This is a genomic window from Streptomyces sp. NBC_00285, assembly GCF_036174265.1.
Classification (GTDB): domain Bacteria; phylum Actinomycetota; class Actinomycetes; order Streptomycetales; family Streptomycetaceae; genus Streptomyces.
In genome coordinates, this window is record NZ_CP108055.1 from 9,131,721 (window position 1) to 9,156,684 (window position 24,964).

General features: G+C 71.7%; 22 protein-coding genes, 1 pseudogene and 1 riboswitch. Of the genes and pseudogenes, 18 read left to right on the forward strand and 5 right to left on the reverse strand.

What is annotated here, in order from left to right; translation table 11 throughout:
* Window position 1 precedes the first annotated feature (1 nt).
* Genes OHT57_RS41760 through OHT57_RS41790 form a run of 7 tightly spaced genes read left to right on the forward strand, consistent with a single transcriptional unit; the run spans window position 2 to window position 7,656 of the window.
* Window positions 2–1,027 carry an NAD-dependent epimerase/dehydratase family protein gene (locus tag OHT57_RS41760; protein ID WP_328752155.1) on the forward strand — a complete coding sequence of 342 codons (1,026 nt, stop codon included), beginning with the start codon at window positions 2–4 and terminating at the stop codon, window positions 1,025–1,027.
* Window positions 1,015–2,298, forward strand: a complete 1,284-nt coding sequence (locus tag OHT57_RS41765; protein WP_328752156.1) for a DUF4910 domain-containing protein — start codon at window positions 1,015–1,017, stop codon at window positions 2,296–2,298. Before OHT57_RS41760 ends, OHT57_RS41765 begins: the two co-directional genes overlap by 13 nt.
* Complete coding sequence (locus OHT57_RS41770; RefSeq protein WP_328752157.1) at window positions 2,295–3,602, forward strand: hypothetical protein; 1,308 nt, start codon at window positions 2,295–2,297, stop codon at window positions 3,600–3,602. The genes OHT57_RS41765 and OHT57_RS41770 overlap by 4 nt, the downstream gene beginning before the upstream one ends.
* Entirely contained in the window at window positions 3,599–4,546 is a 948-nt protein-coding gene (locus OHT57_RS41775) for a glycosyltransferase family 2 protein (RefSeq protein WP_328752158.1), read from the forward strand. The genes OHT57_RS41770 and OHT57_RS41775 overlap by 4 nt, the downstream gene beginning before the upstream one ends.
* Window positions 4,543–5,775: a polysaccharide pyruvyl transferase family protein gene (locus OHT57_RS41780; protein WP_328752159.1), complete on the forward strand. Its 1,233-nt coding sequence runs from the start codon at window positions 4,543–4,545 to the stop codon at window positions 5,773–5,775. Before OHT57_RS41775 ends, OHT57_RS41780 begins: the two co-directional genes overlap by 4 nt.
* Complete coding sequence (rfbC, locus tag OHT57_RS41785) at window positions 5,772–6,323, forward strand: dTDP-4-dehydrorhamnose 3,5-epimerase (RefSeq protein WP_328752160.1); 552 nt, start codon at window positions 5,772–5,774, stop codon at window positions 6,321–6,323. Before OHT57_RS41780 ends, rfbC begins: the two co-directional genes overlap by 4 nt.
* A 7-nt stretch (window positions 6,324–6,330) precedes the next feature.
* The gene (locus tag OHT57_RS41790; RefSeq protein WP_328752161.1) at window positions 6,331–7,656 is read left to right on the forward strand and encodes a glutamate-1-semialdehyde 2,1-aminomutase; all 1,326 of its coding nucleotides are present in this window, start codon (window positions 6,331–6,333) and stop codon (window positions 7,654–7,656) included.
* A gap of 2 nt (window positions 7,657–7,658) precedes the next feature.
* Here the strand turns inward: OHT57_RS41790 and OHT57_RS41795 are convergent, their stop codons facing one another.
* Both OHT57_RS41795 and OHT57_RS41800 read right to left on the reverse strand, forming a co-directional pair.
* Window positions 7,659–8,345 carry a phosphatase PAP2 family protein gene (locus tag OHT57_RS41795; RefSeq protein ID WP_328752162.1) on the reverse strand — a complete coding sequence of 229 codons (687 nt, stop codon included), beginning with the start codon at window positions 8,343–8,345 and terminating at the stop codon, window positions 7,659–7,661.
* A gap of 179 nt (window positions 8,346–8,524) precedes the next feature.
* A pseudogene (locus tag OHT57_RS41800) lies at window positions 8,525–8,647 on the reverse strand (N-acetyltransferase); the annotation flags it as partial.
* A 248-nt stretch (window positions 8,648–8,895) separates the two neighbouring features.
* Between OHT57_RS41800 and OHT57_RS41810 the strand changes: the two are divergent.
* The 10 genes from OHT57_RS41810 (at window position 8,896) to OHT57_RS41855 (ending at window position 18,553) form a co-directional block, all read left to right on the forward strand.
* Window positions 8,896–9,018 carry a putative leader peptide gene (locus tag OHT57_RS41810; RefSeq protein WP_328752163.1) on the forward strand — a complete coding sequence of 41 codons (123 nt, stop codon included), beginning with the start codon at window positions 8,896–8,898 and terminating at the stop codon, window positions 9,016–9,018.
* A 134-nt stretch (window positions 9,019–9,152) separates the two neighbouring features.
* Complete coding sequence (locus OHT57_RS41815; protein WP_328752164.1) at window positions 9,153–10,019, forward strand: glutathione S-transferase C-terminal domain-containing protein; 867 nt, start codon at window positions 9,153–9,155, stop codon at window positions 10,017–10,019.
* A gap of 83 nt (window positions 10,020–10,102) precedes the next feature.
* Window positions 10,103–10,212: riboswitch (SAM riboswitch) on the forward strand.
* A gap of 338 nt (window positions 10,213–10,550) precedes the next feature.
* The gene (locus tag OHT57_RS41820) at window positions 10,551–11,534 is read left to right on the forward strand and encodes an amino acid ABC transporter permease (RefSeq protein ID WP_328752165.1); all 984 of its coding nucleotides are present in this window, start codon (window positions 10,551–10,553) and stop codon (window positions 11,532–11,534) included.
* On the forward strand, window positions 11,531–12,310 hold the full coding sequence (locus OHT57_RS41825) for an amino acid ABC transporter ATP-binding protein (RefSeq protein ID WP_328752166.1): 780 nt from the start codon (window positions 11,531–11,533) through the stop codon (window positions 12,308–12,310). Before OHT57_RS41820 ends, OHT57_RS41825 begins: the two co-directional genes overlap by 4 nt.
* 49 nt (window positions 12,311–12,359) lie before the next feature.
* Entirely contained in the window at window positions 12,360–13,382 is a 1,023-nt protein-coding gene (locus OHT57_RS41830) for a transporter substrate-binding domain-containing protein (protein ID WP_328752167.1), read from the forward strand.
* 212 nt (window positions 13,383–13,594) lie between these two features.
* Window positions 13,595–13,681: a putative leader peptide gene (locus OHT57_RS41835; RefSeq protein ID WP_328753482.1), complete on the forward strand. Its 87-nt coding sequence runs from the start codon at window positions 13,595–13,597 to the stop codon at window positions 13,679–13,681.
* A gap of 81 nt (window positions 13,682–13,762) precedes the next feature.
* Window positions 13,763–14,950 (forward strand): LLM class flavin-dependent oxidoreductase, encoded by a 1,188-nt coding sequence (locus OHT57_RS41840; RefSeq protein WP_328752168.1) that lies wholly within the window; start codon window positions 13,763–13,765, stop codon window positions 14,948–14,950.
* Between the two features lie 21 nt (window positions 14,951–14,971).
* The gene (locus OHT57_RS41845) at window positions 14,972–16,348 is read left to right on the forward strand and encodes an NtaA/DmoA family FMN-dependent monooxygenase (protein ID WP_328752169.1); all 1,377 of its coding nucleotides are present in this window, start codon (window positions 14,972–14,974) and stop codon (window positions 16,346–16,348) included.
* On the forward strand, window positions 16,345–17,418 hold the full coding sequence (locus tag OHT57_RS41850) for an LLM class flavin-dependent oxidoreductase (RefSeq protein WP_328752170.1): 1,074 nt from the start codon (window positions 16,345–16,347) through the stop codon (window positions 17,416–17,418). The genes OHT57_RS41845 and OHT57_RS41850 overlap by 4 nt, the downstream gene beginning before the upstream one ends.
* Window positions 17,411–18,553 (forward strand): LLM class flavin-dependent oxidoreductase, encoded by a 1,143-nt coding sequence (locus OHT57_RS41855; RefSeq protein ID WP_328752171.1) that lies wholly within the window; start codon window positions 17,411–17,413, stop codon window positions 18,551–18,553. Before OHT57_RS41850 ends, OHT57_RS41855 begins: the two co-directional genes overlap by 8 nt.
* On the opposite strand, the gene OHT57_RS41860 is transcribed toward OHT57_RS41855, so the two are convergent.
* Window positions 18,532–18,900 carry a hypothetical protein gene (locus OHT57_RS41860; protein WP_328752172.1) on the reverse strand — a complete coding sequence of 123 codons (369 nt, stop codon included), beginning with the start codon at window positions 18,898–18,900 and terminating at the stop codon, window positions 18,532–18,534. The two genes, OHT57_RS41855 and OHT57_RS41860, sit on opposite strands and share 22 nt — an antisense overlap.
* Window positions 18,901–19,045: 145 nt before the next feature.
* Entirely contained in the window at window positions 19,046–20,131 is a 1,086-nt protein-coding gene (absR1, locus tag OHT57_RS41865) for a beta-glucuronidase AbsR1 (protein ID WP_328752173.1), read from the reverse strand.
* 95 nt (window positions 20,132–20,226) lie between these two features.
* Here absR1 and OHT57_RS41870 point away from each other — a divergent pair, with 95 nt between their 5' ends.
* On the forward strand, window positions 20,227–22,200 hold the full coding sequence (locus OHT57_RS41870; RefSeq protein WP_328752174.1) for a LuxR family transcriptional regulator AbsR2: 1,974 nt from the start codon (window positions 20,227–20,229) through the stop codon (window positions 22,198–22,200).
* Between the two features lie 84 nt (window positions 22,201–22,284).
* Here the strand turns inward: OHT57_RS41870 and OHT57_RS41875 are convergent, their stop codons facing one another.
* Window positions 22,285–24,852 carry a CHAT domain-containing protein gene (locus tag OHT57_RS41875; RefSeq protein ID WP_328753483.1) on the reverse strand — a complete coding sequence of 856 codons (2,568 nt, stop codon included), beginning with the start codon at window positions 24,850–24,852 and terminating at the stop codon, window positions 22,285–22,287.
* Window positions 24,853–24,964: the final 112 nt, after the last annotated feature.

A 24,964-nucleotide genomic window follows, 5' to 3' on the forward strand; every position in this document is an offset into this window, starting at 1 on the left:
CATGCGCGTACTGCTTACCGGACACCAGGGATATCTGGGGACCGTCATGGCTCCGGTCCTCGCAGCCGCAGGACACGAGGTCGTCGGCCTCGATGCCGGCCTGTTCGCCGACTCCGTCCTCGGCGAGACACCCGCGGACCCGCAGGGGTACCGGGTGGACCTGCGCGACATCACGGCCGAGCACGTGTCCGGGGTGGACGCCGTGATCCATCTGGCCGCGCTCTCCAACGACCCCCTGGGATCGCTGGCCCCGGAACTCACCTACGACATCAACCACCACGCGTCCGTACGCCTCGCCCAGCTCGCCCGCGACGCAGGAGTGCGGCGCTTCCTCTACGCGTCGACGTGCTCGGTATACGGCGCCGCCGGCGGCGACGACCTGGTCGCCGAGGACGCCCCGCTGCGCCCGGTGACCCCGTACGCCGAGTCCAAGGTGCGGGTGGAGGACGACCTGCACGCGCTGGCCGACGACGATTTCACCCCGGTGTACATGCGCAACGCCACCGCCTTCGGCTACTCACCCCGGCTGCGCGCCGACATCGTGCTGAACAACCTGGTGGGCCACGCGCTGCTCTCCGGCGAGGTGCTGGTGCTCTCCGACGGCACCCCCTGGCGCCCGCTGGTGCACGCCGCCGACATCGCACGGGCCTTCACGGCCGCGCTGACCGCGCCGCGCAAGGCGGTCCACGACCGGGCGTTCAACATCGGCAGCGAGACCAACAACGTCACGGTCGCCGAGATCGCCGATCAGGTCGCCGAGGCGGTACCTGGAGCGAAGGTGCGGATCACCGGGGAGAACGGGGCCGACCCGCGCTCGTACCGGGTGGACTTCTCCCGGTTCCGCGCCGCGATCCCCGGCTTCGACATCGAGTGGTCGGTCAAGCGCGGCGCGCTCGAACTCGCGGACGCCTACCGGAAGTTCGACCTGACCAAGGAGGACTTCGAGCAGCGCTTCACCCGGCTCGCCGTGCTGCGCGCGGCGACCGAGGCCGGCAACGTCGACGACACCCTGCGGTGGCGCCGATGACCCATGTCGGCGAAGAAATGCACTCCCTGGTGGAGCGGCTGTACCCGCTGTGCCGGAGCATCACCGGCGATGGTGTCCGTGCCACCCTGGACATCGTCGGCGAGTACCTCCCGCTGCAGGTGCACGAGGTGCCGACCGGGACGCAGGTGCTCGACTGGACGGTGCCGCAGGAGTGGAACATCCGCGACGCGTACATCGCCGACGGCACCGGCCACCGGGTCGTCGACTTCGCCGCGTCCAGCCTGCACGTGCTCGGCTACAGCGTGCCCGTGTCGGCGACGATGCCGCTGACCGAGCTGCGTGACCACCTGCACACCCTGCCGGACCACCCGAGCTGGGTGCCGTACCGCACCAGCTACTACAAGCCGGAGTGGGGGTTCTGTCTGGCCCAGGAGACCCTGGACGCGATGCCGGACGGCGACTACGAGGTGCGCATCGACTCCACACTCGCCGACGGTCACCTCACCTACGCCGAGCACGTGGTCCCCGGACAGGTCCCCGACGAGGTGATCGTCTCCTGCCACATCTGCCACCCGTCACTGGCCAACGACAACATGGCCGGCGTCGCGGTGGCGACGTACCTGGCCCGGGAGCTGGCGCGGCAGACGCCGTACTACACCTACCGGTTCATCTTCGCGCCCGGCACCATCGGGGCGATCACCTGGCTGGCCCGCAACGCGGAGCGGGTGGAGCGGGTCAAGCACGGGCTCGTGCTGGCCTGCGCCGGAGACCCGGGGCAACTGACGTACAAGCAGAGCAGGCGCGGCGACGCGGAGATCGACCGGGTGCTGGGGCACGTGCTGGCCGCCTCCGAACGCCCGCACCAGGTCAACGAGTTCACTCCGTACGGCTACGACGAGCGGCAGTACTGCTCGCCCGGGTTCAACCTCGGCGTGGGCTCGCTCACCCGGACCCCGTACGCGGGCTATCCCGAGTACCACACCTCGGCGGACAACCTGGACTTCGTCTCCCCGGAGGCGATGGCGGACACTCTCGCCGTCTGCCGCGAGGCGTTCGCCGTCCTGGACCGCAACCGGCGGTACCTCAACATCAGCCCCTACGGCGAACCGCAGTTGGGCCGCCGTGGCCTGTACGACGCGCTCGGCGGCCGCAGCGACACCAAGCAGGCCCAGATGGCCATGCTCTGGGTCCTCAACCTCTCCGACGGCGAGCACAGTCTGCTGGACGTCGCCGAGCGGTCCGGGCTGCCCTTCGACACCGTCGCCGACGCGGCCGGCGCACTGCACGAGGCAGGGCTGATCAAGACATGACGTCGATGCCCGTCGAGGGGGAGAATCCGCCGCCGGCGGCGCCACGGGCCGGATCCGCCAGGCGGGCCCTCGTCGGCCGGCTGTCCTGGGGACTGGCCGACCAGGCGGCCTCGAGCATCAGCAACTTCGCGGTGGGCATCTACGTGGCCCGATCGCTGGGGGTGACCGCGTTCGGCGTGTTCAGCCTGGCCTGGGTCACCTACGGCGTGGTACTGAACGTCTCGCGCGGCCTGTCCACCGACCCCCTCGTGGTGCGCTTCAGCGGTGTACCGGAGGCGTCCTGGCGGGGGGCGGTGGCCCGGTCGACGGGTACCGCGCTCGGCGTCGGTACCTCCATGGGCGCGCTGTCCCTGGTGATCGGGCTGGCTCTCGGCGGCCGGCTGGGGGCCGCCTTCGCCTGCCTGGGCGTCATGCTGCCGGGACTGCTGCTGCAGGACGCCTGGCGGTTCTCGTTCTTCGCCGCGGGCAACGGGCGGAAGGCCTTCGTCAACGACGTCGTGTGGTGCGTGGCGCTCGTCCCGGCGATGGTGGCGGCGGCCCATGCGGGCACCGTGGGCGCCTTCGTGCTGGCCTGGGGCGCGTCCGCCGCGGTGGCCGCCGCGTACGGCTGCCACCAGTCCGGCATCCGGCCCCGGATGACCAAGGCGCGCGGGTGGCTTCGCGAGCAGCGCGACCTCGGCTACCGGTACCTGGTCGAGAACGTCAGCCTCAGCGGCGCGAGCCAGCTGCGGGCCTACGGGCTCGGCGCGATCGTCGGGCTCGGCGCGGTGGGTGCGGTACGGGGCGCGGAGCTGATGATGGGCCCGTTCCTCGCCGTGCTGATGGGGCTGTCGCTGGTCACCGTCCCGGAGGCGGCACGGGTGCTGCGGCAGTCCCCGCACCGCCTGGCCAAGTTCTGTCTCCTGCTGGGCGGCGGACAGGCCGCCGCCGCTCTGCTGTGGGGCGGCTCGTTGCTCCTGCTGCCGAACCGGCTCGGCGACCTCCTGCTCGGCGACGTCTGGCACTCCTCCTCGCATCTCATCGTGCCGATCACCTTCAGCGTCGCGGGCGCGGGCCTCGGCACCGGCGCGGCGGCCGGACTGCGGGCCCTCGGCGCCGCCCGGCGCAGCCTGCGCTGCCAACTGTTCGCCTCCGCCTTCTATGTCAGCGGCGGGCTCGGCGGGGCGGCCCTGGCCGGCACGGTCGGCTCGGCCTGGGGTGTCGCGGCCGCGACCGTCGGCGGCTCGGCCGTGTGGTGGCTGCAGCTGCGGTCCGCCCTGCGCGAGCGCCACCACGACTCCGTTCCCGAAGTGAGGACCTCATGACCGACCGACCGAGGCTGACCATCGGCCTGCCCGTGTACAACGGCGAGGAGTACCTGGCCGAGTCGCTCGACGCGCTGCTCGGCCAGACCTACGAGGACTTCGAGCTGGTCATCTCCGACAACGCCTCGACCGACGGGACCGAGGACATCTGCCGCAAGTACGTCGCGCAGGACTCGCGCCTCCGCTACCTCCGGCTGCCCCGGAACATCGGTGCCACACCGAACCACAACCATGTGCTCGACGAAGCCCGCGGCGAGTTGTTCAAGTGGGCCTCGCACGACGACCTTTACGGCCGCGACCTGCTGCGGCGCTGCATCGAGGCTCTGGACGAGCGGCCGGACGTGATCCTCGCGCACACCGACCAGGCGGTCATCGACGGCGACGGCCAGGTGACGGTCCCCTACGAGTACACGCTCGCCACCGATTCGCCGCACGCACCGGACCGCTTCCGCAGTCTGCTGTTCGAGCCCGGTGGCGACGACTTCTACGGAGTGATGCGGACCGACGTGCTGCGCCGGGTGAAACCGATGGACAGCTACCACCACGCGGACCGCACGTACGTCGCCGAGATCACCCTGCACGGCCGCTTCCACCAGGTGCCGGAACTCCTGTACTTCCGCCGCGACCACCCCACCCGCGCCGAGCGGGCGAACCCGTCCAAACGTTCCCGGTGCGCCAACCTGGACCCGCGCCGGGCAGGCCTGCTGCACCCGACGCCCCGGCTGCTCGCCGAGTACGTCTGGGGCTTCGCCTCGGCGATCCGGCGGTCCCCGTTGTCCCCGGCCGACCGGCGTGAGTGCTACCGCCACCTGGCCGCGTGGATGACCAGCCGGGTCCGGCCGGGCGCCGGTGAGCGGGTCGAGGACCGGGCCCCGGTCGACCCGGCCCAGCTGACCGTCTCCGTCGATGCCGTCGTCGCCGGCCGTGAGGGGAAGCGGGCATGACACCGACGGACGAGACCCCGGCGCGCGTCGGAGTGTTCGGCCTGCTCGGCTCCGGCAACCTCGGCAACGACGGGTCGCTCGAGGCTGTCCTCCAATACCTTCGCGCCGAGCATCCGGAGGCAGTCGTCGACGCGCTGTGCGGCGGACCCGAGGCCGTCACGGCTCGGTTCGGGATCCCCGCGACACGGCTGCACTGGTACCGCGGGGAGTACCGGACCGCGTCACGCGCGGCGGCGATCGCGGGCAAGGGTGTGGGCAAACTCGTCGACATCTTCCGCACCGCCGCATGGGTGCGCCGGCACGACGTGGTGATCATTCCGGGCATGGGCGTCCTGGAGGCCACGCTGCCGCTGCGGCCGTGGGGCTTCCCCTACTCGCTGTTCCTGCTCTGCGCGAGCGGCCGGCTGCTGGGCACCCGGGTCGCGCTGGTCAGCGTCGGCGCCGCCGAGATCAAGAACCGCCCGACCCGGGCCCTGGTGCGCTGGTCGGCGCGGCTCGCCGCGTACCGCTCATACCGGGACGCCCAGTCCCGCGACGCGATGCGGGCAATGGGCGTGGACACCGCGCGCGACCAGGTCTACCCGGACCTCGCGTTCTTACTGCCGGCGCCGCAGGCGAGCGAGCCCACCGGCACACCGGGTCCCGTCTGTCTGGGCGTCATGGACTTCCACGGAGGCAACGACGACCGTGCCCGGGCGGAGGAGATATACCGGCGCTACCTCGACGGGACGATCACGTTCGTCCGCGCGCTCGTCGAGGAGGGCAGGCCGGTCCGGCTCCTCACCGGCGACCAGTGCGATCTGTCGGTGGTCGCCGCGATCCTCGACGCCGTCGACTCGCCGCTGGTCACTGCGGCCGAACCGGCCTCACTGGCGGACCTGATGAACGAGATGGCGGCCGCCGACACCGTGGTGGCCGTCCGCTACCACAACCTGATCTGCGCGCTGAAGACCGGAACGCCCGTGCTCGCCCTCAGCTATGCGGCCAAGAGCGACGCGCTCATGGACCGGATGGGCCTCGGCGCGTACTGCCACCCGGCACGCGAGGTCGACGCCGACCGGCTGCTCGAACAGTTCCGGGACCTGGAGAAGCACGCGGTGGAGGTACGGCGGACGCTCACCGAGCGAAACCGGGTCGCCGCAGAGCAACTCGCCCAGCAGTTCACCGACTTGACCACGACCCTGTTCCCGGCGAACTCCCACGCCGGCTCCCCGCGGAAGGCCCGATGAAAGCGACCGAAGTCCCCGAGATCGCCGGCGCGTACCTGTTCGAGCCCACGCCGTACGCCGACGAACGCGGCTTCTTCTGCCGCACCTTCGACGTCGACGTGATCCGCTCGGTGGGCCTCGACCCGCACGCATTCGTCCAGGACAGCGTGTCCCGCTCGGTCCGGGGCGTGCTGCGTGGCCTGCACCTGCGCTCCGGCGCCGGCGAGGCCAAGTTGGTGCGCTGCTCGTACGGGAAGATCTTCGACGTCGTCGTGGACCTACGGCCGGACTCGCCGACGTACCGGAACCGGGCCTTCTTCGAGCTGTCCGGTGAGACGCAGAAGTCCGTCTACATCCCGGCGGGATGTGCTCACGGCTTCCAGGCTCTTACCGAATTCACAGATACCTCTTACCGTATTGACAGAGAGCACGATCCCTCCGAGGACGTGACGATCGCCTTCGACGACCCGGAACTCGCCATTCCCTGGCCACTGCCGGTCACGTCGATGTCCCAGCGGGACCGAGAGGCACCGAGCCTCGCCGAGGTCCTGAAGCACAAGGAAAGGTGAAGTCGGCTTGCACAGCGAAGACTTCCAACTGCCCCGGTCGCGTGCGGCCAACGAACGGCTCCACGCCCTGATCCCCGGCGGCGCCCACACCTACGCCAAGGGCGACGACCAGTACCCCGAGAACGCGGCCCCGGTCATCAGCCACGGCCGCGGTGCCCACGTGTGGGACGTCGACGGCAACCGGTACATCGAGTACGGGTCCGGCCTGCGGTCGGTCAGCCTCGGACACGCCCACCCACGGGTCACCGAGGCGGTGCGGCGGGAGATCGACCGCGGCAGCAACTTCGTCCGGCCGTCCATCGTGGAGGCCGAAGCCGCCGAACGATTCCTGGCCACGGTGCCGACCGCCGATATGGTGAAGTTCGCGAAGAACGGCTCCGACGCCACCACGGCCGCGGTACGCCTGGCCCGCGCCGCCACCGGACGTCGGCGGGTGGGCCTGTGTGCCGACCAGCCGTTCTTCTCCACCGACGACTGGTTCATCGGCACCACTCCGATGTCCGCCGGCATTCCGGCGGCGACCAACGAGCTCACGGTGGCGTTCCCTTACGGGGACCTGGCAGCCACCGAGGAACTGCTCACCCGCTATCAGGACGACATCGCCTGCCTGATCCTCGAACCCGCCACCCACACCGAGCCGCCGCCCGGGTACCTGGCCGGCCTGCGCGAACTGGCCGACCGGCACGGCTGCGTACTGATCTTCGACGAGATGATCACCGGCTTCCGCTGGTCCGAGGCGGGCGCTCAGGGCCTGTACGGCGTCGTCCCCGACCTCTCGACGTTCGGCAAGGCGCTGGGCAACGGATTCGCCGTCTCGGCACTGGCCGGGCGCCGCGACCTGATGGAGCGGGGCGGGCTGCGGCACTCCGGCGAGCGGGTGTTCCTGCTGTCCACCACGCACGGCGCGGAAACGCACTCGCTGGCCGCCGCGATGGCCGTGCAGACCGTCTACGCCGAAGAGGGCGTCACCGCGCGGCTGCACACCCTCGGCGAGCGGCTGGCCGCCGGTGTCCGCGCCGCGGCGGCCGGCATGGGCGTCGGCGATCACATCGTCGTCCGGGGCCGGGCCAGCAACCTGGTCTTCGCCACCCTCGACGAGAACGGGCAGCCGTCACAGGAGTACCGCACTCTCTTCCTGCGCCGGCTCCTCGAAGGCGGGGTGCTGGCCCCGTCGTTCGTGGTGAGCAGCGCGCTCAGCGACGCCGACATCGATCACACCGTCGAGGTGGTGGCCCAGGCGTGTGCGGTGTACCGGAAGGCACTGGACGCCGCCGACCCCAGCCTCTGGATGGGCGGACGACCGGTGAAGCCGGTGTTCCGTCGCTTGGCGTGACGTCAGCGCCGCTCTCGCCGACCGACGCCGGCCGTCCGATCGACCAACCGGTCAGCTGCCTGGTCGACCAGCCACGCGGTCGCCGGAACCACCGCCAGCGCGGTGCACCAGCCACCCAGCGCGTCGGTCGGATAGTGCGCGCCCAGGGCGACCTCCGCCCATCCCATCGCGGCGCCGGCGACCAGCGCCGCGGCGATCACGAGTGACGTGCCGGCCGTAGCGCCGAGGCCGAGCCGGTCGGTCGCGAGGAGCGCCGCGACGAAGGCGAGCACCGTGAGGAAGGCGGTGTGCCCGCTCGGGTAGGACAGGTTGTCGGCGCCATGGATGGTACGGCCCACCAGCTGCTTGAGCAGCGTGGCCGTTCCCACGGCGAGGCCGGCGCCGGCAACCATGAGTACGGCCGCGCGAGGACGTCGAAGCAGCAGGCAACCCGTCACGGCGGCCACGACCACCATCACCGATCCCGCGGGTTCTCCCAGGAAGTCCAGGGTCACAGCGACGTACCGCAACGGAGGTCGCACGCTGTCCGCCGTCGGCGGGACGATCCACCTGTCCACCCTGCTTGGCCGACTGTGGTCGGCATACAGGACACCGAGCACTACGACAGCCAGCGAGGCGAGGGCCGCGACCAGCCCGAGCCGCGCGCGCAGCGACGGGGGCAGCACCGCGGTCGTCGGCCGGCCGGTCACACGCCCACCCGGTCCTCGGTGAAGAACAGGTCCGGATCAGGCTTGCCGCGACTGTTGGTCCTGCCCTTGATCTCGCCCGTGATCACGCACGACACGCTATCGGAAGGCGCAGACAGCCGTGGCCGGTCGGTCACATCGGCGGCAGCGCCACCACGGAGGCGTCCTGGTGGAGACAGGTGTCATGCACGCTCGACGAGGTGGCCGTCCTCCTCGTCGTACAGCGCACCCGACTCCGGGCACTGCCAGCCGCCCGGCTCGCCGTCCCGCCCGACCAGCCGGACCCCGGCCCGGCCGACCCAGCCTGCCGCTCCCCACCAAGCTGTTGGAGCAGGACGTGCGGGACATGGTCCGCGTCTGTGACGGCCGAACGGCACTGCGTACGGCACCGTCGTGCCGCATGTGGCCCCGGAAGCGGCGGCGGGCGGGCCGCTCGCGCCCTTGGCGCCCTCTCGTGACGCACGCCCTGCCCGCCCAGTGGACGCCCTCTTGACGTGGGCCCACGGCAGATCGAGACTCCATGGTGGGAATCCTAGTGAACAGGTAGGGAAACATGGGGCGCCTTGAGCCGGCCGTCGGCCGAGTGAGCCGTACCTCTCGGCCCTCCCCTCTTCTGACGTCCCGCCGTCACATCGATCTGCAGCGGGTCTGCAGTGCGATCGGACCCCGGGCCTGAGCCCGGCCGCTCCCGACCCCGTTCCGTGCCCGAACGGCACGCCCTCGCCGTCACGCACGGGGACGGCCGTCTGTTCCCGCCCGACGACGCTTCCGCCGCGCGTACGTCTGCGCACCGACACTCCGGGGAGACCCATGACCGTCACACCGCTCGCCCACGTCCCCACCACCCACCCGGCCCCCGCGTTCCGCGGCCGGATCGGCCAGGACGCGCGCAGTGGGCACTACGCCGTGCCGCTCCGCTACCGGCTTCATCTGGCCGCCGCCTGTGCCGACGGTCTGCGCATCGCCGTCGTGCACAGCCTGCTCGGTCTCGACGACGTCTGTCCGGTGACCTTCCTCGACCCGGTCCCCGACTGTCCCGACGGGGGACACTCCACACTGCGCCCGCTCTACGAGGCCAGCGCGCACCGGTACACCGGCGCGGCCCTCGCGCCGGTGCTCAGCGACGACTGGTCGGGGCGGATCGTCAGCACCCACGCCCCCGACATCACCCGTGACCTGGCCCGGCACTTCGGCGGCGGGCGCCCGGCGCTGTACCCGTGCGGGGCGGAGTCGGAGACCGAGGCTGTCGAGCGGATGTGCGCGGGCATCGAGCGGTCCGCCCAGCATGCCGGGTCGGCGGGCGGCGACGAGGACGAGCGTGCCGCGGCGCTGGAGCAACTGCTCGATGCGCTGGGCTCGTTGGAGCGATGGCTCGACGGACGCGAGTACCTGATCCGGGATCACCTCACCGCTTCCGACGTGGAGTTGTGGGTCGCGCTGGTCCAACTCGACACAGTGCACCGCGACCACCTGGACGCCGCCGCGGTGCAGCGCATCGCCGACCACCCCACCCTGTGGGCCTACGCCCGCCGCCTGGCCGCGCACCCGGCCTTCGGCACCCACCTCGACCTCGACGGCATCGCCCGCCGGCACCACGCCCACTGCCGGGGCCTGGAGGCCGCCGGAGCCGCCGTGCAGATCCTGGACTGGGCGTCGCACACCGGCCGCTCGTCCTGACCGTTTCGACCGCTGGACCCGTTTCAACTGTCGGACCGTGATTGACATTCGTTCGGGCATTTGTCTTAACTACGGCTCAGAACGGTCATGAGTGTCAGCGACAAGCCCTGGCTTGCTGACCGGCAACCCTCGCTCCGCGGTGGGGTGCCCCAGGTGACGACCGGACCGGATCACGTTTCGGTAAGCGCGAGGGCCCACGGGGCCGGAAGAGCACGGTGACGGACATGTACGCAGCCTCCAGGACGGCCATGCGCCGCGCCCAGAGCTGCGTACAGCCGTACAGCGATGTGCTCGTGGCCGACCGGAGCGTCGATCTCCTCCGAGTCAGCAGCGCACTGTGTACCGCACCGGGCCGTGCCCGCTGTCAGGGCTGACGTTTCTCCTCTCCAGCCCCCGCGTTCCTGACGAACACCGCGCTCGCGGTGTGCCGTCACCCGCCCAGCCCCGGTGCCCGTGCGTTCGCGTCCTACCGCCGTAGTACGCCGAGCCCGCCGTGTCCCCGGGGAACACCGACTCCGCCGGAGCCCCCGCATGAGTGAACCCCCGGGCGCCGCCGTCTCCGTCACCGAGGCGCCGCCGCAGACCGACACCCCGTCAAGACCCCTCGCCGCACAGCGGGTTCTGCCGCTCCGGCGGCCGGGACGCTGGATCGCCACCGCCGTCGTCCTGGTCCTGGCGGCCCAGTTCGTCCACGGCCTGGCGACCAACCCCTTCTACCAGTGGGACCGGTTCGGCTACTGGTTCCTGCGGCCGGCCGTCCTCGACGGGCTCCTCATCACCCTCGAAGTCACCGCCTACAGCGCGGTGTTGGGACTCCTGGGCGGAATCCTGCTCGCTCTGGCCAGGCTCTCGAAGAGCCCGGTGCTGCGCGCGGTGAGCTGGACCTACATCTGGGCGCTGCGCTCGATCCCCCTGATCGTGCTCCTGCTGTTCCTGTACAACTTCTCGGCCCTGTACAGGACGTTGAGCGTCGGCGTCCCCTTCGGGCCGGCCTTCTTCTCCTTCGACGAGTCCCGGCTGGCCACCGACATGGTCATCGCCGTCATCGGCCTCAGCCTCAACGAGGCGGCCTACGCGGCGGAAGTCGTCCGCGGCGGCATCCTCTCCGTCGACCAGGGCCAGCACGAGGCGGCCTCCGCGCTCGGCCTGCCCAGGGGCTACCAGTTCCGCAGGATCGCTTTCCCGCAGGCGCTGCGCTCCATCACCCCGAACTACGTCAACCAGCTCATCGGCCTCATCAAGAGCACCTCACTGGTCTTCTACGTCTCCCTGCTCGACCTGTTCGGCACCGTGCAGTCCATGGGCTCCACCTACCCCGGCGACATCGTGCCGCTGCTGCTGGTCGCCACGGTCTGGTACCTGATCCTGACCAGTGCCGTCTCCGTCGTCCAGTTCTACGTCGAGCGGTACTACGCCCGGGGCGCCACACGCTCCCTGCCGCCGACCCCGCTCCAGAAACTGCGGGCCGGCCTCACCGGTCTCGGAGCCCGCATCCGCAGGGAGACCGCCGTATGACCGTCACCGACATCACGCCCGTCGCGCTCGAAGTGCACGGCGTGCACAAGTGGTACGGCACCCACCGCGTCCTGGACGGCGTCGACCTCACCGTGCGCCCCGGCGAGGTCACCGTGATCCTGGGCCCGTCCGGCTCCGGGAAGTCCACCCTGCTGCGGGTCATCAACCACCTGGAGAAGCCGGAGATCGGCCATGTCAGCGTCAACGACGAGCTGATCGGCGTCCGTCGGCAGGGCGACCGTCTGAAGGAGCTCAGCGAGCGGGCGATCCTGGCCCAGCGCAGCCGCATCGGGTTCGTCTTCCAGAACTTCAACCTCTTTCCGCACCTGACCGTGCTCGACAACGTGGCAGCCGCCCCGGTCGCGACGGGGAAGCTCGCCAGGGCGGCGGCCCAGGAGCTGGCCCGTGAACTCCTCGACAGGGTCGGCCTCGCCGACAAGGCCACTGCCTACCCACGCCAGTTGTCGGGTGGCCAGCAGCAGCGCGTGGCCATCGCCCGGGCCCTCGCCCTGCGCCCCGGTGTGATCCTCTTCGACGAGCCGACCTCCGCCCTCGATCCCGAACTCGTCGGTGAAGTCCTCGCGGTCATCAAGGACCTGGCGACCAGCGGCACCACTCTCGTCATCGTCACCCACGAGATCGGCTTCGCCCGCGAGATCGCCGACCGGGTCGTCTTCATCGACGGCGGCCGCATCGTCGAGCAGGGCCCGCCCTCCGAGGTCCTCGACAAGCCGCAGCACGAGCGGACCCGGGACTTCCTGAGCAAGGTTCTCTGAACCCTGTTCGTCCCCATTGCCCCTTTTATCTCAACTCCTAAGGACAGCCATGCCCATCCACCCCTCCCGGCGCAGCCTGATACGCGGCATCACCGCGGCGACCGCCGTCGCCACCCTCGCCACCGGGCTCGCCGCCTGCGGTGGTGACAGCGACGCCGCCACCCGGACGACCGACAGCGCCGGCACGGTCACCGTGGGCCGACTGTCCAACGGCGCCGCCAAGGAGACCGCCCTCAAGGTCGCCGAGGTCAAGTCCATCAGCGCCGAACTCCCCGACGCCGTCAAGAAGAGCGGCAAGCTCGTCATCGGCTCCGGCACCCTGCCCTCCGGTTCCCCGCCGCTGGGCTTCATCGGCAGCGACCAGAAGACCCTCACCGGCTCCGAGACCGACCTGGCTCGCCTGGTCGCCGCCGTCCTCGGCCTCAAGCCCGAGACCAAGCAGTTCACCTGGGAGAACCTGTTCGTCGGCATCGACAGCGGCAAGGTGAACGTCGGCTTCTCCAACATCACCGACACCGAGGAGCGCAAGCAGAAGTACGAGTTCGCCTCCTACCGCAAGGACGACCTCGCCTTCGAGACGCTCAAGACCTCCAAGTGGAGCTTCGACGGCGACTACGAGGCGCTCGCGGGCAAGACCGTCTCGGTCGGCGCCGGCACCAACCAGGAGCGGATCCTGCTGCAGTGGCAGGCCAAACTGAAGAAGGAGGGCAAGAAGCTCACCATCAAGTACTTCCAGGACAGCCCCAGCATCTATCTGGCCCTGAGCAGCGGCAAGATCGACGCCTACCTGGGCCCCAGCCCCAACTCCGCCTACCACGTCACCCAGACGGCGAGCACGCCCAACGCGACCCGCATCGCGGGCCAGTACTCCGGTGCCGGCGAGACGCTCCAGGGCCTGATCGCCGCGACCGCCAAGAAGGACAGCGGCCTGGCCAAGCCCCTCGCCGACGCGATCAACTACCTGATCGACAACGGCCAGTACGCCAAGTGGCTCACCGCGTGGAACCTCTCCACCGACGCCGTCACCACGTCGGAGGTCAACCCGCCCGGGCTGCCCCTCGACAACTCCTGACGCCTCACCGAACAGCCCGCCGTACCCGCACGTCCGTCGAGAAGGGGACCCCGCCTCCGTGGTTCAGCAGACCGAAGCCCGCAGTGGCGGAGCCGCCGATCGCCGACCCTCCTGGTCCGCAGTCCAGGAACATCCCGCGCGGCCACGCGGTTGTGACTCATGACGAGATCCGCCGGGCGCCGTCGCGTGCCCAGAAGCAGGAGGTGACCGGCGTGACGCACCCACTCCGCTCCGCCCACCTCCATTCCCGGCCCCACATCGATCTCCAGCGTGTGTCCGCCGCGCTCTGTTGTTCCTGACCCGTCACCTGCCCCAGCAGCCTCGCCCCGCCCACCCGCGGGCCGGCCCACCTGTACGGACTTCCAGGAAGGCACCCACTCGTGTCCCCTTCTTCTCTGCATCTCGCCGTCGCCCTCGACGGCACCGGCTGGCACCCCGCCTCCTGGCGCGAGCCGGTGGCCCGGCCCCATGAGCTGCTCACCGCCGGATACTGGGCCGATCTGGTCACGGAGGCCGAGCACGGTCTGCTCGACTTCGTCACCATCGAGGACGGCCTCGGCCCGCAGTCCTCCCACCCCTTCGACCCGGACGAGCGCACCGACCAGGTCCGCGGCCGCCTCGACGCCGTGCTCATCGCCTCCCGCATCGCCCCGCTCACCCGGCACATAGGCCTGGTCCCGACCGCCGTGGTCACCCACACGGAGCCCTTCCACCTCTCGAAGGCCATCGCGACCCTCGACTACGTCAGCACCGGCCGGGCCGGCGTGCGCGTCCAGATCACCGCGCGCCCGAACGAGGCCGCGCACTTCGGCCGCCGCACCATCCCCCCGATCGAGGACTACGACGGCCCCGTCGTCACCGACCTCTTCGATGAGGCCGCCGACCACGTGGAGGCCGTGCGCCGCCTCTGGGACAGCTGGGAGGACGACGCCGAGATCCGCGACGCCGCCACCGGCCGCTTCGTCGACCGGGACAAGCTGCACTACATCGACTTCGAGGGGAAGCACTTCAGCGTCAAGGGCCCTTCCATCACGCCCCGCCCGCCGCAGGGGCAGCCCCTCGTCACCGCCCTCGGCCACCAGAGCGTCCCCTACCGGCTCATCGCCCGCCAGGCCGACGTCGGTTACGTCACCCCGCACGACACCGACCAGGCGCGCGCGATCGTCGCCGAGATCCGCGCCGAACAGGAAACGGCCGGTCGTGCGGGCGAACCCTTGCACATCTTCGGCGACCTGGTCGTCTTCCTCGACGACGACCCGGCAGAGGCGGCCGCCCGCAGGGACCGTCTCGACGCGCTCGCGGGGGAGCGGTACCGCAGCGACGCCCGTGTCTTCACCGGCACTCCGGCCCAACTCGCCGATCTGCTGGGCGAGTTCCAAGCGGCCGGACTCACCGGCTTCCGGCTGCGACCCGCGGTCCTCGGCCACGACCTGCCGGCGATCACCCGCGGCCTGGTCCCCGAACTCCAGCGCCGGGGCGCCTTCCGCACCGCCTACGAGGCCGACACCCTGCGCGGTCTGCTGGGCCTCGCCCGCCCCGCCAACCGCTACTCCGCCGCGTCCGCCTGAGCCGGAAGGATCCCCGCACCCATGTCCAAGCCCTTGAAGCAGATCCACCTGGCCGCCCACTTCCCCGGCGTCAACAACACCACCGTGTGGAGCGCCCCCGAGGCCGGCAGCCACATCGAGTTCAGCTCCTTCGCGCACTTCGCGCGGACCGCCGAACGCGCCAAGTTCGACTTCCTGTTCCTCGCCGAGGGCCTGCGCCTGCGTGAACAGGGCGGCAAAATCTACGACTTGGACGTCGTGGGCCGCCCGGACACCTTCACGATCCTCGCCGCACTCGCCGCCGTCACCGAGCACCTCGGGCTGACCGGCACCATCAACTCCACCTTCAACGAGCCCTACGAGGTGGCCCGCCAGTTCGCCAGCCTCGACCACCTCTCCGGCGGCCGCTCCGCCTGGAACGTCGTCACCTCCTGGGACGCCTTCACCGGCGAGAACTTCCGCCGCGGCGGCTTCCTGCCCCAGGACGAGCGCTACTCCCGCGCCAAGGAGTTCCTCGCCACCACCCAGGAGCTCTTCGACTCCTGGCAGGGCGACGAGATCCTCGCCGACCAGGCGTCCGGGGTGTTCCTGCGGGACGCGAAGGCGGGCTCCTTCGTCCACCACGGTCAACACTTCGACATTCAGGGCCAGTTCAACGTGCCGCGCTCCCCGCAGGGCCGCCCGGTCGTCTTCCAGGCCGGCGACTCCGAGGAGGGCCGCGAGTTCGCCGCCTCCGGAGCCGACGCGATCTTCAGCCGGTACGCCACCCTCAACGAGGGTCAGGCCTTCTACACCGACGTCAAGAACCGCCTCGCCAAGTACGGCCGCCGCCATGACCAGTTGCTGATCCTGCCGGCCGCGTCCTTCGCGCTCGCGGACACCGACGCGGAGGCCGAGGAGCTGGCACGGATCGTCCGACGCCAGCAGGTCAGCGGAGCCACCGCGCTCAAACACCTGGAGTTCGTCTGGAACCGGGACCTGTCCTCCTACGACCCCGAGGGGCCGCTGCCCGACATCGACCCGGATGTCAGCGACAACCACATCTCCAAGGGCCGCGCCCAGGTCCGCATGTACCGCGACCCGCTGGCCACCGCCCGCGAATGGCGTGAGCTGGCCGCCGCCAACAAGTGGTCCATCCGCGACCTCGTCATCAACACCGGCAACCGGCAGAACTTCATCGGCTCGGCCGGGACCATCGCCCGCACCATCAACGAGTACGTGCAGGCCGACGCGAGCGACGGTTTCATCCTCGTCCCGCACATCACCCCGACCGGCCTCGACGACTTCGCCGACAAGGTCGTCCCGCTCCTGCAGGAACAGGGCGTCTTCCGCACCGAGTACGAGGGCCCCACCCTGCGCCACCAGCTCGGCCTGGCCCACCCGGACGATGTCCGCGGCGAGCAGCGGGCGGCATCGTGAAGTTCCTCGCGATCACACTGATCGTGCACCGCCCCGATCCGGTCACGGGCGTCCAGAAGTCGACGCACGACCGTTTTCGCGAGGTGCTCGAGAACGCGGTGCTCGCCGAGGAGTTGGGCTTCGACGGCTTCGGTGTGGGGGAGCGGCATGAACGGCCGTTCATCTCCTCCTCGCCGACCGTCGTCCTCAGTCACATCGCCGCCCTCACCAAGCGCATCCGCCTCTTCACCGCGGTGACCACCCTGAGCCTGCTCGACCCGGTGCGCGCCTACGAGGACTACGCCACCCTCGACCACCTCTCCGAGGGCCGCCTGGACCTCATCATCGGCAAGGGCAACGGCGCCGCCCAGCGTGACCTGTTCCAGGTCACGCCCGACGACCAGTGGGACCGTAATGCCGAGAGCTACGAGGTGTTCCGGCAGATCTGGCGCCAGGACAAGGTCACCGCCCGGACCCGTTTCCGGCCCCCGCTGAAGGACGCCGAGGTGTGGCCGCGGCCCTACCAGCACCCGGTCCGCGTCTGGCACGGCAGCGCCACCAGCAAGGAGTCTGTGGAGCTGGCCGCCCGTTACGGCGACCCGCTGTTCTCGGCCAACGTCACCAACCCCATAGAGCCGTACGCCGAATTGATCCGCCACTACCGGGAGCGCTGGGAGCACTACGGCCACGACCCGGCCGACATCGCGGTCGGCGCCGGCACGGCCGGGCTCCTGGTCACCCGCACCTCCCAGGAGGCACGCCGGATCTACCGGCCCCTCTTCGAGGCCAACCTCGCCTTCTACGAGAAGGCCGGCCTCCCCGTCGTCTTCGAGACACTGGAGGACTTCGTCGAGCGCAGCTCCGCACTGATCGGCAGCCCGCAGCAGATCACCGACAAAGTCCACCGCTATCAGGAGCAGTTCGGGCACACCGTCCTCCATCTGCACGCGGACGCAGGCGGACTGACGGACACTCAGCACCGGGACTCGCTGGAACTGTTCCAGTCCGAGGTCGCCCCCGAGCTGCGCCGAACCATCCCGGACCCGCCTTTCTCCTGGGGACCCGTACTGGGGGAGCCCGCCCATGCCTGACATCCCTCTCGGCATCCTCGACCTGGTGCCGATCCCGTCCGGATCCACCGCGGCCGACGCCCTGCGCAACTCCATCGACCTCGCCCAGCAGGCCGAACGCCTCGGCTACGCCCGCTACTGGTTCGCCGAGCACCATCTCAACCCGGGCGTCGCGGGCACGTCCCCGGCGGTGGTCCTGGCGCTCACCGCGTCCGCCACCTCCACGATCCGCCTCGGTTCCGGCGCCGTACAGCTCGGACACCGCACCGCGCTCAGCACGGTCGAGGAGTTCGGACTCATCGACGCGTTGCACCCCGGCCGCCTCGACCTGGGCCTCGGCCGCTCCGGCGGCCGTCCGCCTGGAGCGCCAAAGACGCCGCTGCCGACCGCCGTGGTGGACGGCCGCGCCCCCAACGGCCTGCGCGTCCCACCCCGCTTCTCCTTCGAGTACCTGCTCGGCTCGCCCCGCATAGCCCTCCAGCGCAAGCTGCTTCTGCTGCCGGGCGCCGAGTCACAGGACTACGCCGAGCAGATCGACGACGTCCTCGCCCTCCTCGCGGGCACCTACCGCTCCCCGGAGGGCATCGAGGCGCATGTGGTGCCGGGTGAGGGCGCCGAGGTCGAGGTGTGGATCCTCGGCAGCAGCGGCGGCGAGAGCGCCGAGGTCGCGGGCGCCCGCGGACTGCGCTTCGCGGCGAACTACCACGTCAGCCCCGGCACCGTCCTGGAGGCCGCCGAGGGCTACCGTGCCGCCTTCAAGCCCTCCGGCATCCTCGAGAAGCCGTACGTCAGCGTCTCCGCCGACGTCGTCGTGGCCGAGGACGACGGCACCGCCCGCGAACTCGCCACCGGCTACGGCGCCTGGGTGCGCAGCATCCGCACCGCCGAGGGCGCCATCGCCTTCCCCACCCCGCAGGAGGCCCGCGCCCACACCTGGACCGACGAGGACCGGGCTCTGGTCCAGGACCGCGTCGACACCCAGTTCGTCGGTTCCCCCACCCGGGTCGCCGACCAGCTGGAGCAGCTCCAAGAGGCCACGGGCGCCGACGAGTTGCTCATCACCACCATCACACACGGCCACCCGGACCGGGTGCGCTCCTACGAACTCCTCGCGCAGGAGTGGCGAAGGCGCGGTCACTCCTCCCAGTCGAGCTGATGCTCCGGCGTCCCCACCGACCGTCCGTACGCCACCGCTTCGGCGCGGCCCGCCTCGTCGCCGCGCCGATAGCGGAACACCTTGCGGGCGAAGACCACCACCCGTTCGTCCCCGGCGGTGAAGTCGGCGTACCACCCGAGCTCCGGCTCCAACGCGTCGGCCAGCGCGTCCGCGAGGGCACCGATGTCCTCGCCGTCCGACTCCCACTCGACCAGCGTCCACACGGCCGGCTGCCCGTCGGCCGCCCCGTCGATCCCGACGCGGCTGACCTTCCGCAACCGCAGCCCGCGCGGCTCGAACACCGCGCCGGCCCGGAAGCTCTCGCCGATGACGTATCCGGTGATCACGTGCTGTCTCCCTGCTGCCCGGGAGCCCTTGTGAACGCGGTGTGGCCGGTGCTCGTCTCCCTCCCCCGAAGGTGACGAGCACCGGCCATTCCCCCGGCGCCGGACAGTTGGTCCAGCCTCGCCCGTGTGCGGTCCGTACGTGCTGTCACCAGCACATGACCGCGGTTTCCCCCGAACCCCACGCGGAGTACAGGCGCACACGGACGAAGTAGCGGCGGCCCTTGACCAGACGGGCCCTGATCGTTGCGTTGTGCGGAGTTCCCCCGTCGTCGCGGCCGGTGAGGTAGCGGGCTTCTCCGTCCCGCTCCTCGAAGACCACGACGACGGTGTCGCCGTCGCCGAAGGTGCCCACGGTGTACTCGCGGGTCTCCGGCGGGTCGACGGCGAAGTCGGCCTGCTCGCCCGGTCCGAGCCCGAGCGGCGCGGACCGGAAGGGCACCAGTGCCGGTGGCCGGGTCTGCTCGGTCGGCGGATACCGGCGCAGGACGTACTCCTTGTCGGCGGCGGACAGGGCTCCGGTCGGGTTGAGGCCCGCACGGAACTGCTCCGGTTCCAGGATCAGCCCCGCCTCGAAGGGGTACTCCATGACGGACTGCGGGTCCCAGACCGAGCCGTTGACCTCGTCCGGGTCGAGCTTGCGCAGGATGTTGAAGAACGTCCGGTCCCGGCTCCAGAAGTTCGGGGGGCCCGCCAGATCGGCGTAGACGGCCTCGTCGTCCCAGTGGATGCCGGCGAACGGACTCTGGTGCTCGTGCAGCATGCCGAGCGCGTGCCCGATCTCGTGCAGGGCCGTCCCGCGCTCCCCCGGCGCGGTCAGGTCCCATCCGAAGTTCATCGTGCGCTCGTTCAGACCCACCTGGAGAGCGTCCCTGCCCACGGTCGACCAGGAGCCGTCGCCCAGTTGGAAACCGATGCGCAGTTCTGCCTCCGAGCGGTCACCGACCTCGGTGAACCTCACCCCGATACCGAGGTCCTGCCACTCCTTGAAGCACTCGCGCACCACGTCCCGCTGCTCCTTGGCGCCGACCCACGACACCTGCCGGGACTGCCCGGTCCCCGGAACAGGAATGACCGACCCGTCGGTGTCGCCGTCGAAGAAGCAGTAGTGCAGGATCGTGCTGTTGACCCACATCCGGCTTCCGCCGACGAGCGCACTCAACCGCTCGGCGGCCAGACCCGGCGCGAACACCGGAGCCGACTGCTGCGCGAGGGAGCAGTAGCGTGCGGTCATGGGGTTCAGCCTGCCGTCGGGCGTCCCGGGGCGCCTGAGTCGGGGGCTACTCAAGTCCCCGTGTATCAGACTTGAGTAGCGGTGCTCCTGCTTCCGTGACGACTTTCGAACGGGACATCAAGACGCTGGACCTGCCCTGGCCTTTCACCGGCCGGGAGGACGAACTCGCCCTGGTCCGCGGGTCCGTGGCCGGGGGACGGCACGGTATCGTGGTGACCGGTCCCGCGGGCCGGGGCAAGACCCGGCTCGTCACGGAGGCCGTGCGCGGCACCGACTGCGCCAGGGTGACCGGTACGCCCGAGACCCGCACGCTGCCGTTCGCCCCCTTCGCGCACCTCCTTCCGGAGACCGTGTCCCTGCACGAGGCGGTCCAACTACTCTCCAGCGTTCGGCTGTTGTTCGTCGACGACGCCCATCTGCTGGACGACGCCTCGGCCGCCCTCGTCCACCAGCTCGCCGTGCACGGCCGCACCCGGCTCCTGGTGGCCGCCACCGACGGAGCCCAGGCACCCGGCGCGGTCTCCCGCCTGTGGACCGGAGAGCTCCTGCCGCGACTCGCCCTGGAGCCGCTGCCCCGACCGGAGACCGCCCAGCTGCTCGCGGCGGGCGCCGGCGGCCTCGAAGCCCTCACCGTGAACCGGCTGCACCGCCTGTGCCGGGGCGATCTGCGGCTGCTGCGCGAACTGGTGGGCGCGGTGCGCGAGCTGGGGCTGCTGGAGCGTGTCGCGGACTCGGCCGAGTGGGAGTGGCGGGGCCCGGTGCCGGTCACCGCGGCCGTGCGCGAACGCACCACACACCTCGTCGGGCGCACCGGTCCCGGCGAGCGGGAGACCCTGGAGCGGCTGGCCTTCGGCGAACCGCTCCCGATGCACGCCGACAGCCTCGACCTGGACGCCCTCGAAGGCCTGGAGACCGACGGCCTGGTCCACGTCGGCGACGACGGCACCGTCCGCCTCGCCCACCCCCTCCACGGCCCGGCACTGCGAGCGGCCGCCGGACGCCTGCGGGCCCGGCGCCTGGCCCGCACCCCGGCCGGCTGCGCGGCCGCCCTGGACGCCGAGACGGCCACGCTGAGCAGGGCGATCGCAGGGACCGACGTACGGGACGTTCCGGCGCCGGTGGGGGAGTGGCTCCTGGACGAGGGGGCCGGCGTCCCGGCCCGGCACGCCGCCGTACGGGCCCGGTTCGCCCGTCTGCGGGGGGAGCTGAGGGAGGCCGTGGCCTGGGCGAGGGAGGGGCTGCGAGCCACGGCCGACGATCCGGCCTGCCGTCTCGAACTCGCCCTGGCCGCGGCACAGTCGGGAGAGCCCGGGCCCGGCGCGCACCACGGCGAGGGGCCGTCCGGTGACCGCCGGCTTCACGCTCACCCACCCGGGCCCGTTCGCAGCCGGCTCGGCGCCGCCGCCACCACCTTCGAGCTCGCCCCGGCTGCGGGCGACCGCGGCACCCCCCGGCTCGCCGCCGACCCGACTCCGTCCGGCGGCGCGGTCGACTCGCGGGAGATCGCGGGCGGTTCGGCGGCCACCTGGCGGGCCGCCGCCCGCGGTGACCTCGGCGCGGCCCTCGACACGGTCACCGAGGAGCCGTACGACGCCGTCCGCCTCGGCGTGCCCGACCGGGCCGTCGGCCGGCTGACCGGTGTCTTCGCCGCGCACGCCGAGGCGCTCGCCCGCGGTGACGGTCCCGCCCTCGACCGAACGGCACACGCACTGGAGGAGCGGGGCTTCCTGCTCTTCGCGGCCGAGGCGTACGCCCAGGCCGTACGGGCGCACAGCGACCCCGGCGCCGCCCGCACCTCACGTACCCGCGCCGTCGCCCTGGCCCGCCGCTGCCAGGGCGCCCGTACCCCGGCCCTGTCCGGGCTGGTCCTCGGCGAACTCACCGCACGCCAGCGGCAGATCGTCACCCTCGCGGCCGCCGGACTGAGCAACCGCCAGATCGCGGAGCAGCTCACCCTGTCGATCCGCACCGTCGGCAACCACCTCTACAGCGCGTACGCCCGCCTCGGTGCGAGCGACCGCGACGCGCTGCCCTGCCTGGTGGACCTGCCCGAGGCACAGCCGGCCTGAGCCGCACACCGGACCGGGGCGGTCTGACCCCCAGTATTCGGGGGAGGGGTCAGGCCGCCCCACACATCACGCACCCCACCCGTGTCACGCCGCCCCGAACGCCGAGAACGCCCACCCTGTCGCCTGATGCACCGAGTCCCCCGGCAGCGCGGCCCGCGCATCGCGCAGCGCCTGAGCCATCGACAACCCCGTACTCAGCCCCTTGTGCAGCGCGAGCATCAGCGGTACCACGGCCTCGTCGTTGACCGGCGCGCTGCACGCCACCACGCCCGCCGTGCCCAGCGGCAGCAACGCGGTGACCAGGCCGAGCAGTTCGTCCGCACCGACGGAGGCGAACCGGGCGGTGTCGCAGCAGGACAGGATGATCCGGTACGGGCTGCGGTCCAGGCGCTCGAAGTCGTGGACGATGAGCGGCCCGTCGGCCATCCGCAGCGAGGAGAACAGGGGACTGTCCGCGCGGAACGTGCCGTGCGCGGCGATATGGGCCAGCGCGGCCCCGTCCAGTTCCGCCAGCACCCGCGACGCGCGGGCCTCGTCGTACTCCAGGACGGTCGCGGAGCCGTTGCGGCCGGCCAGTTCGGGTACCTCGGCACCCCCGGTCGCGAGACCGGGCCCGCGCACCAGCACCTGACCGCCGTCCGGCGGCGGCACGGTGTCCAGGGCCCGCAGCCAGCTGCTCGACGACGGTGACACGCTGAACACCCGCTCCCGCAGCGACGGCAGCAGCGCCCACGGCACCCGGTGCAGCCGTCCCGGCGGCACCACCACGACCGGTCCGGAGCCGAGGTGCGCCGCGGCGGGTCCCAGCAGCAGCTCCTCCAGCCGCCGCCCCGCCGCCTCCACCACCGAAAGCCGTGCCTCCGCCCCCGGGTGAGCCAGCCGTCTGAGCCCCGCCTGGACGTGTTCCGCCTCGCGCTCCGCATCGGCCAGCAGCCCGCCCTCGAACCGCCGCACCCGCCCCTGCCCGCACAGCAGAACCTGAACCCGCCCGTCGAGCACGGCGAGTTCGACCAGCCGTACGTCGTCACCGAGCCGTTCCAGCAGCCTGGCGGGGTCGAACCGGTATCCGTCGCCCGGCGCGTCGCCGCGGATGCGGAGGGTGCGGGAGCGTATCTCCCGTTCCAGGCGCCGCTGTTCACGCTCCAGCGTCGGTATCGGCCGGCCCTCCATCCTGGCCGCCTCCGCGCGGGCCGCGATCTCCCGGAACGCGGTCAGCTCGCCGAGCAGTTCAGGATCGGCCGGCGGGCGGGTCGGCGGCGCGGACAGGACGGTGGCCCGCCAGCGCTCGCTCCACACCAGCAGCCGCCGCGGCCCGCCCGAGGTGAGCGAGGCCCGCGCCGCGAGACCGGCCAGCTCCGCGCCCTGCGCGGTGGCCCGCGCCCGCAGCTCCGAGGCGCCCAGCGTCGTACGGTGGTCGTCGAGCACGTCCAGGCCCCGGCGGCAGGCCTCCAGGACCCCCCGGTCGGAGCCCACGGCCCGCGCCCACAGTGCTCGCGCCGCCCAGCCCGTCATCCGCGCCAACGGGGGCCCGCTGTGCCGGCTGCGGGCGGCGACCTCCAGATGCCGCTGCGCGTCCTCCCGCCAACCGAGGCCGAGCGCGATCCGGCCCGCGAGCAGCGAGGCCTCCGGGGCGGCGGGCGCTCCGAAGGATGCCAGCCGGTCGGCGACCGCGGCCGCGTCCGCGACGAGCCGGCCCGAGCCGCGCCCGGCGGCGACCCGCGCCTCGATCAGCACCAGGCGCGCGTGCGTCTCCCACCAGGTGCGCCGCTGCCCCGCGAACAGCCGTACGGCCATGTCGGCGCGCGCGATCGCGGTGTGCGCGTCGCCCGCCAGCCGGGCCCCCCGCGCGGCGGCGAGGAGCAGCTCCGCCTTGAGGGTGGACTGCCCGCCGATCCCGTCCAGCATCCTGACGGCCGCGTCCGCCTCCGCGAGCGCCTCGGGGGCGAGCCCGGCGGCCATCAGGACCTCGCAGCGCCGGACCGTGAGCATGAACGTCGGCGTGCCGAGTTTGGCATACCGCTCCTGGGCCTCGTCGAGCAGCCGCAGCGCGGCGGGAATGTCCCCCGACCGGTACGCGGCAAGACCCCGGCTCTCCACCGCGTCGGCCTTGTCGTGCTCCTGGCCCGTGGTGTCCCACAGCGCCTCCGCGGCCGTGAAGTCGGCATCCGCCCGCTCCACCGCGCCGAGCGCCAGATGCACGGTGGCCCGCAGCGTCAGCGCCCGCGCCGTCCAGATCACGTCGTCGGCCTGCCGCAGCACCGGCACCGCCCGCCGTACGTCGTCCAGCGCCGCCCGGTGATGGCCGAGCACCCAGGACGCGTAGGCCCGGCGGAACAGGACGCGTGCGCGGGTGTGGCCGCTGCTGACCTCGACACCCCGCTCCAGCGCCGCAAGACCCTGCCGGGTCCGCCCCGCGTGCACCAGGGCCACGCCCAGCGCGGCCAGGACGTCGGCCTCCCGGTCGGCCGACTCCGAGCGCGCCGCGAGGTCGCGGGCCCGCCGCAGATGGTCCAGCGCGATCCGCATGTCGCCCCAGTCCCGCTGCCAGATGCCGATCACCTGATGGGCGACGGAGGCGTGCAGCGGTGAGGGATCCGAGCCGAGTACTTCCTCTGCCCTCGCCAGCGCCTGGTTGGGGGCGGCGAACACCATCGGCAGAAGTTCGAGAACCGTGTCGCTTCCCGCTGTCACTCCATGGATGGTAGTGGCCCAGGTGGCGGGCCACACCGGTTGGCGCTGTATCAATCACCGGTCCCGCGGCTCT

Bases quoted from the DNA above. Each gene is read 5' to 3' on its own strand.
- OHT57_RS41760 (WP_328752155.1), top strand. From the start codon at position 2: ATGCGCGTACTGCTTACCGGACACCAGGGATATCTGGGGACCGTCATG.
- OHT57_RS41770 (WP_328752157.1), top strand. From the start codon at position 2,295: ATGACGTCGATGCCCGTCGAGGGGGAGAATCCGCCGCCGGCGGCGCCA.
- OHT57_RS41775 (WP_328752158.1), top strand. From the start codon at position 3,599: ATGACCGACCGACCGAGGCTGACCATCGGCCTGCCCGTGTACAACGGC.
- OHT57_RS41780 (WP_328752159.1), top strand. From the start codon at position 4,543: ATGACACCGACGGACGAGACCCCGGCGCGCGTCGGAGTGTTCGGCCTG.
- rfbC (WP_328752160.1), top strand. From the start codon at position 5,772: ATGAAAGCGACCGAAGTCCCCGAGATCGCCGGCGCGTACCTGTTCGAG.
- OHT57_RS41810 (WP_328752163.1), top strand. From the start codon at position 8,896: ATGGGGCGCCTTGAGCCGGCCGTCGGCCGAGTGAGCCGTACCTCTCGG.
- OHT57_RS41815 (WP_328752164.1), top strand. From the start codon at position 9,153: ATGACCGTCACACCGCTCGCCCACGTCCCCACCACCCACCCGGCCCCC.
- OHT57_RS41820 (WP_328752165.1), top strand. From the start codon at position 10,551: ATGAGTGAACCCCCGGGCGCCGCCGTCTCCGTCACCGAGGCGCCGCCG.
- OHT57_RS41825 (WP_328752166.1), top strand. From the start codon at position 11,531: ATGACCGTCACCGACATCACGCCCGTCGCGCTCGAAGTGCACGGCGTG.
- OHT57_RS41830 (WP_328752167.1), top strand. From the start codon at position 12,360: ATGCCCATCCACCCCTCCCGGCGCAGCCTGATACGCGGCATCACCGCG.
- OHT57_RS41845 (WP_328752169.1), top strand. From the start codon at position 14,972: ATGTCCAAGCCCTTGAAGCAGATCCACCTGGCCGCCCACTTCCCCGGC.
- OHT57_RS41855 (WP_328752171.1), top strand. From the start codon at position 17,411: ATGCCTGACATCCCTCTCGGCATCCTCGACCTGGTGCCGATCCCGTCC.
- absR1 (WP_328752173.1), bottom strand. From the start codon at position 20,131: ATGACCGCACGCTACTGCTCCCTCGCGCAGCAGTCGGCTCCGGTGTTC.
- OHT57_RS41875 (WP_328753483.1), bottom strand. From the start codon at position 24,852: ATGGTGTTCGCCGCCCCCAACCAGGCGCTGGCGAGGGCAGAGGAAGTA.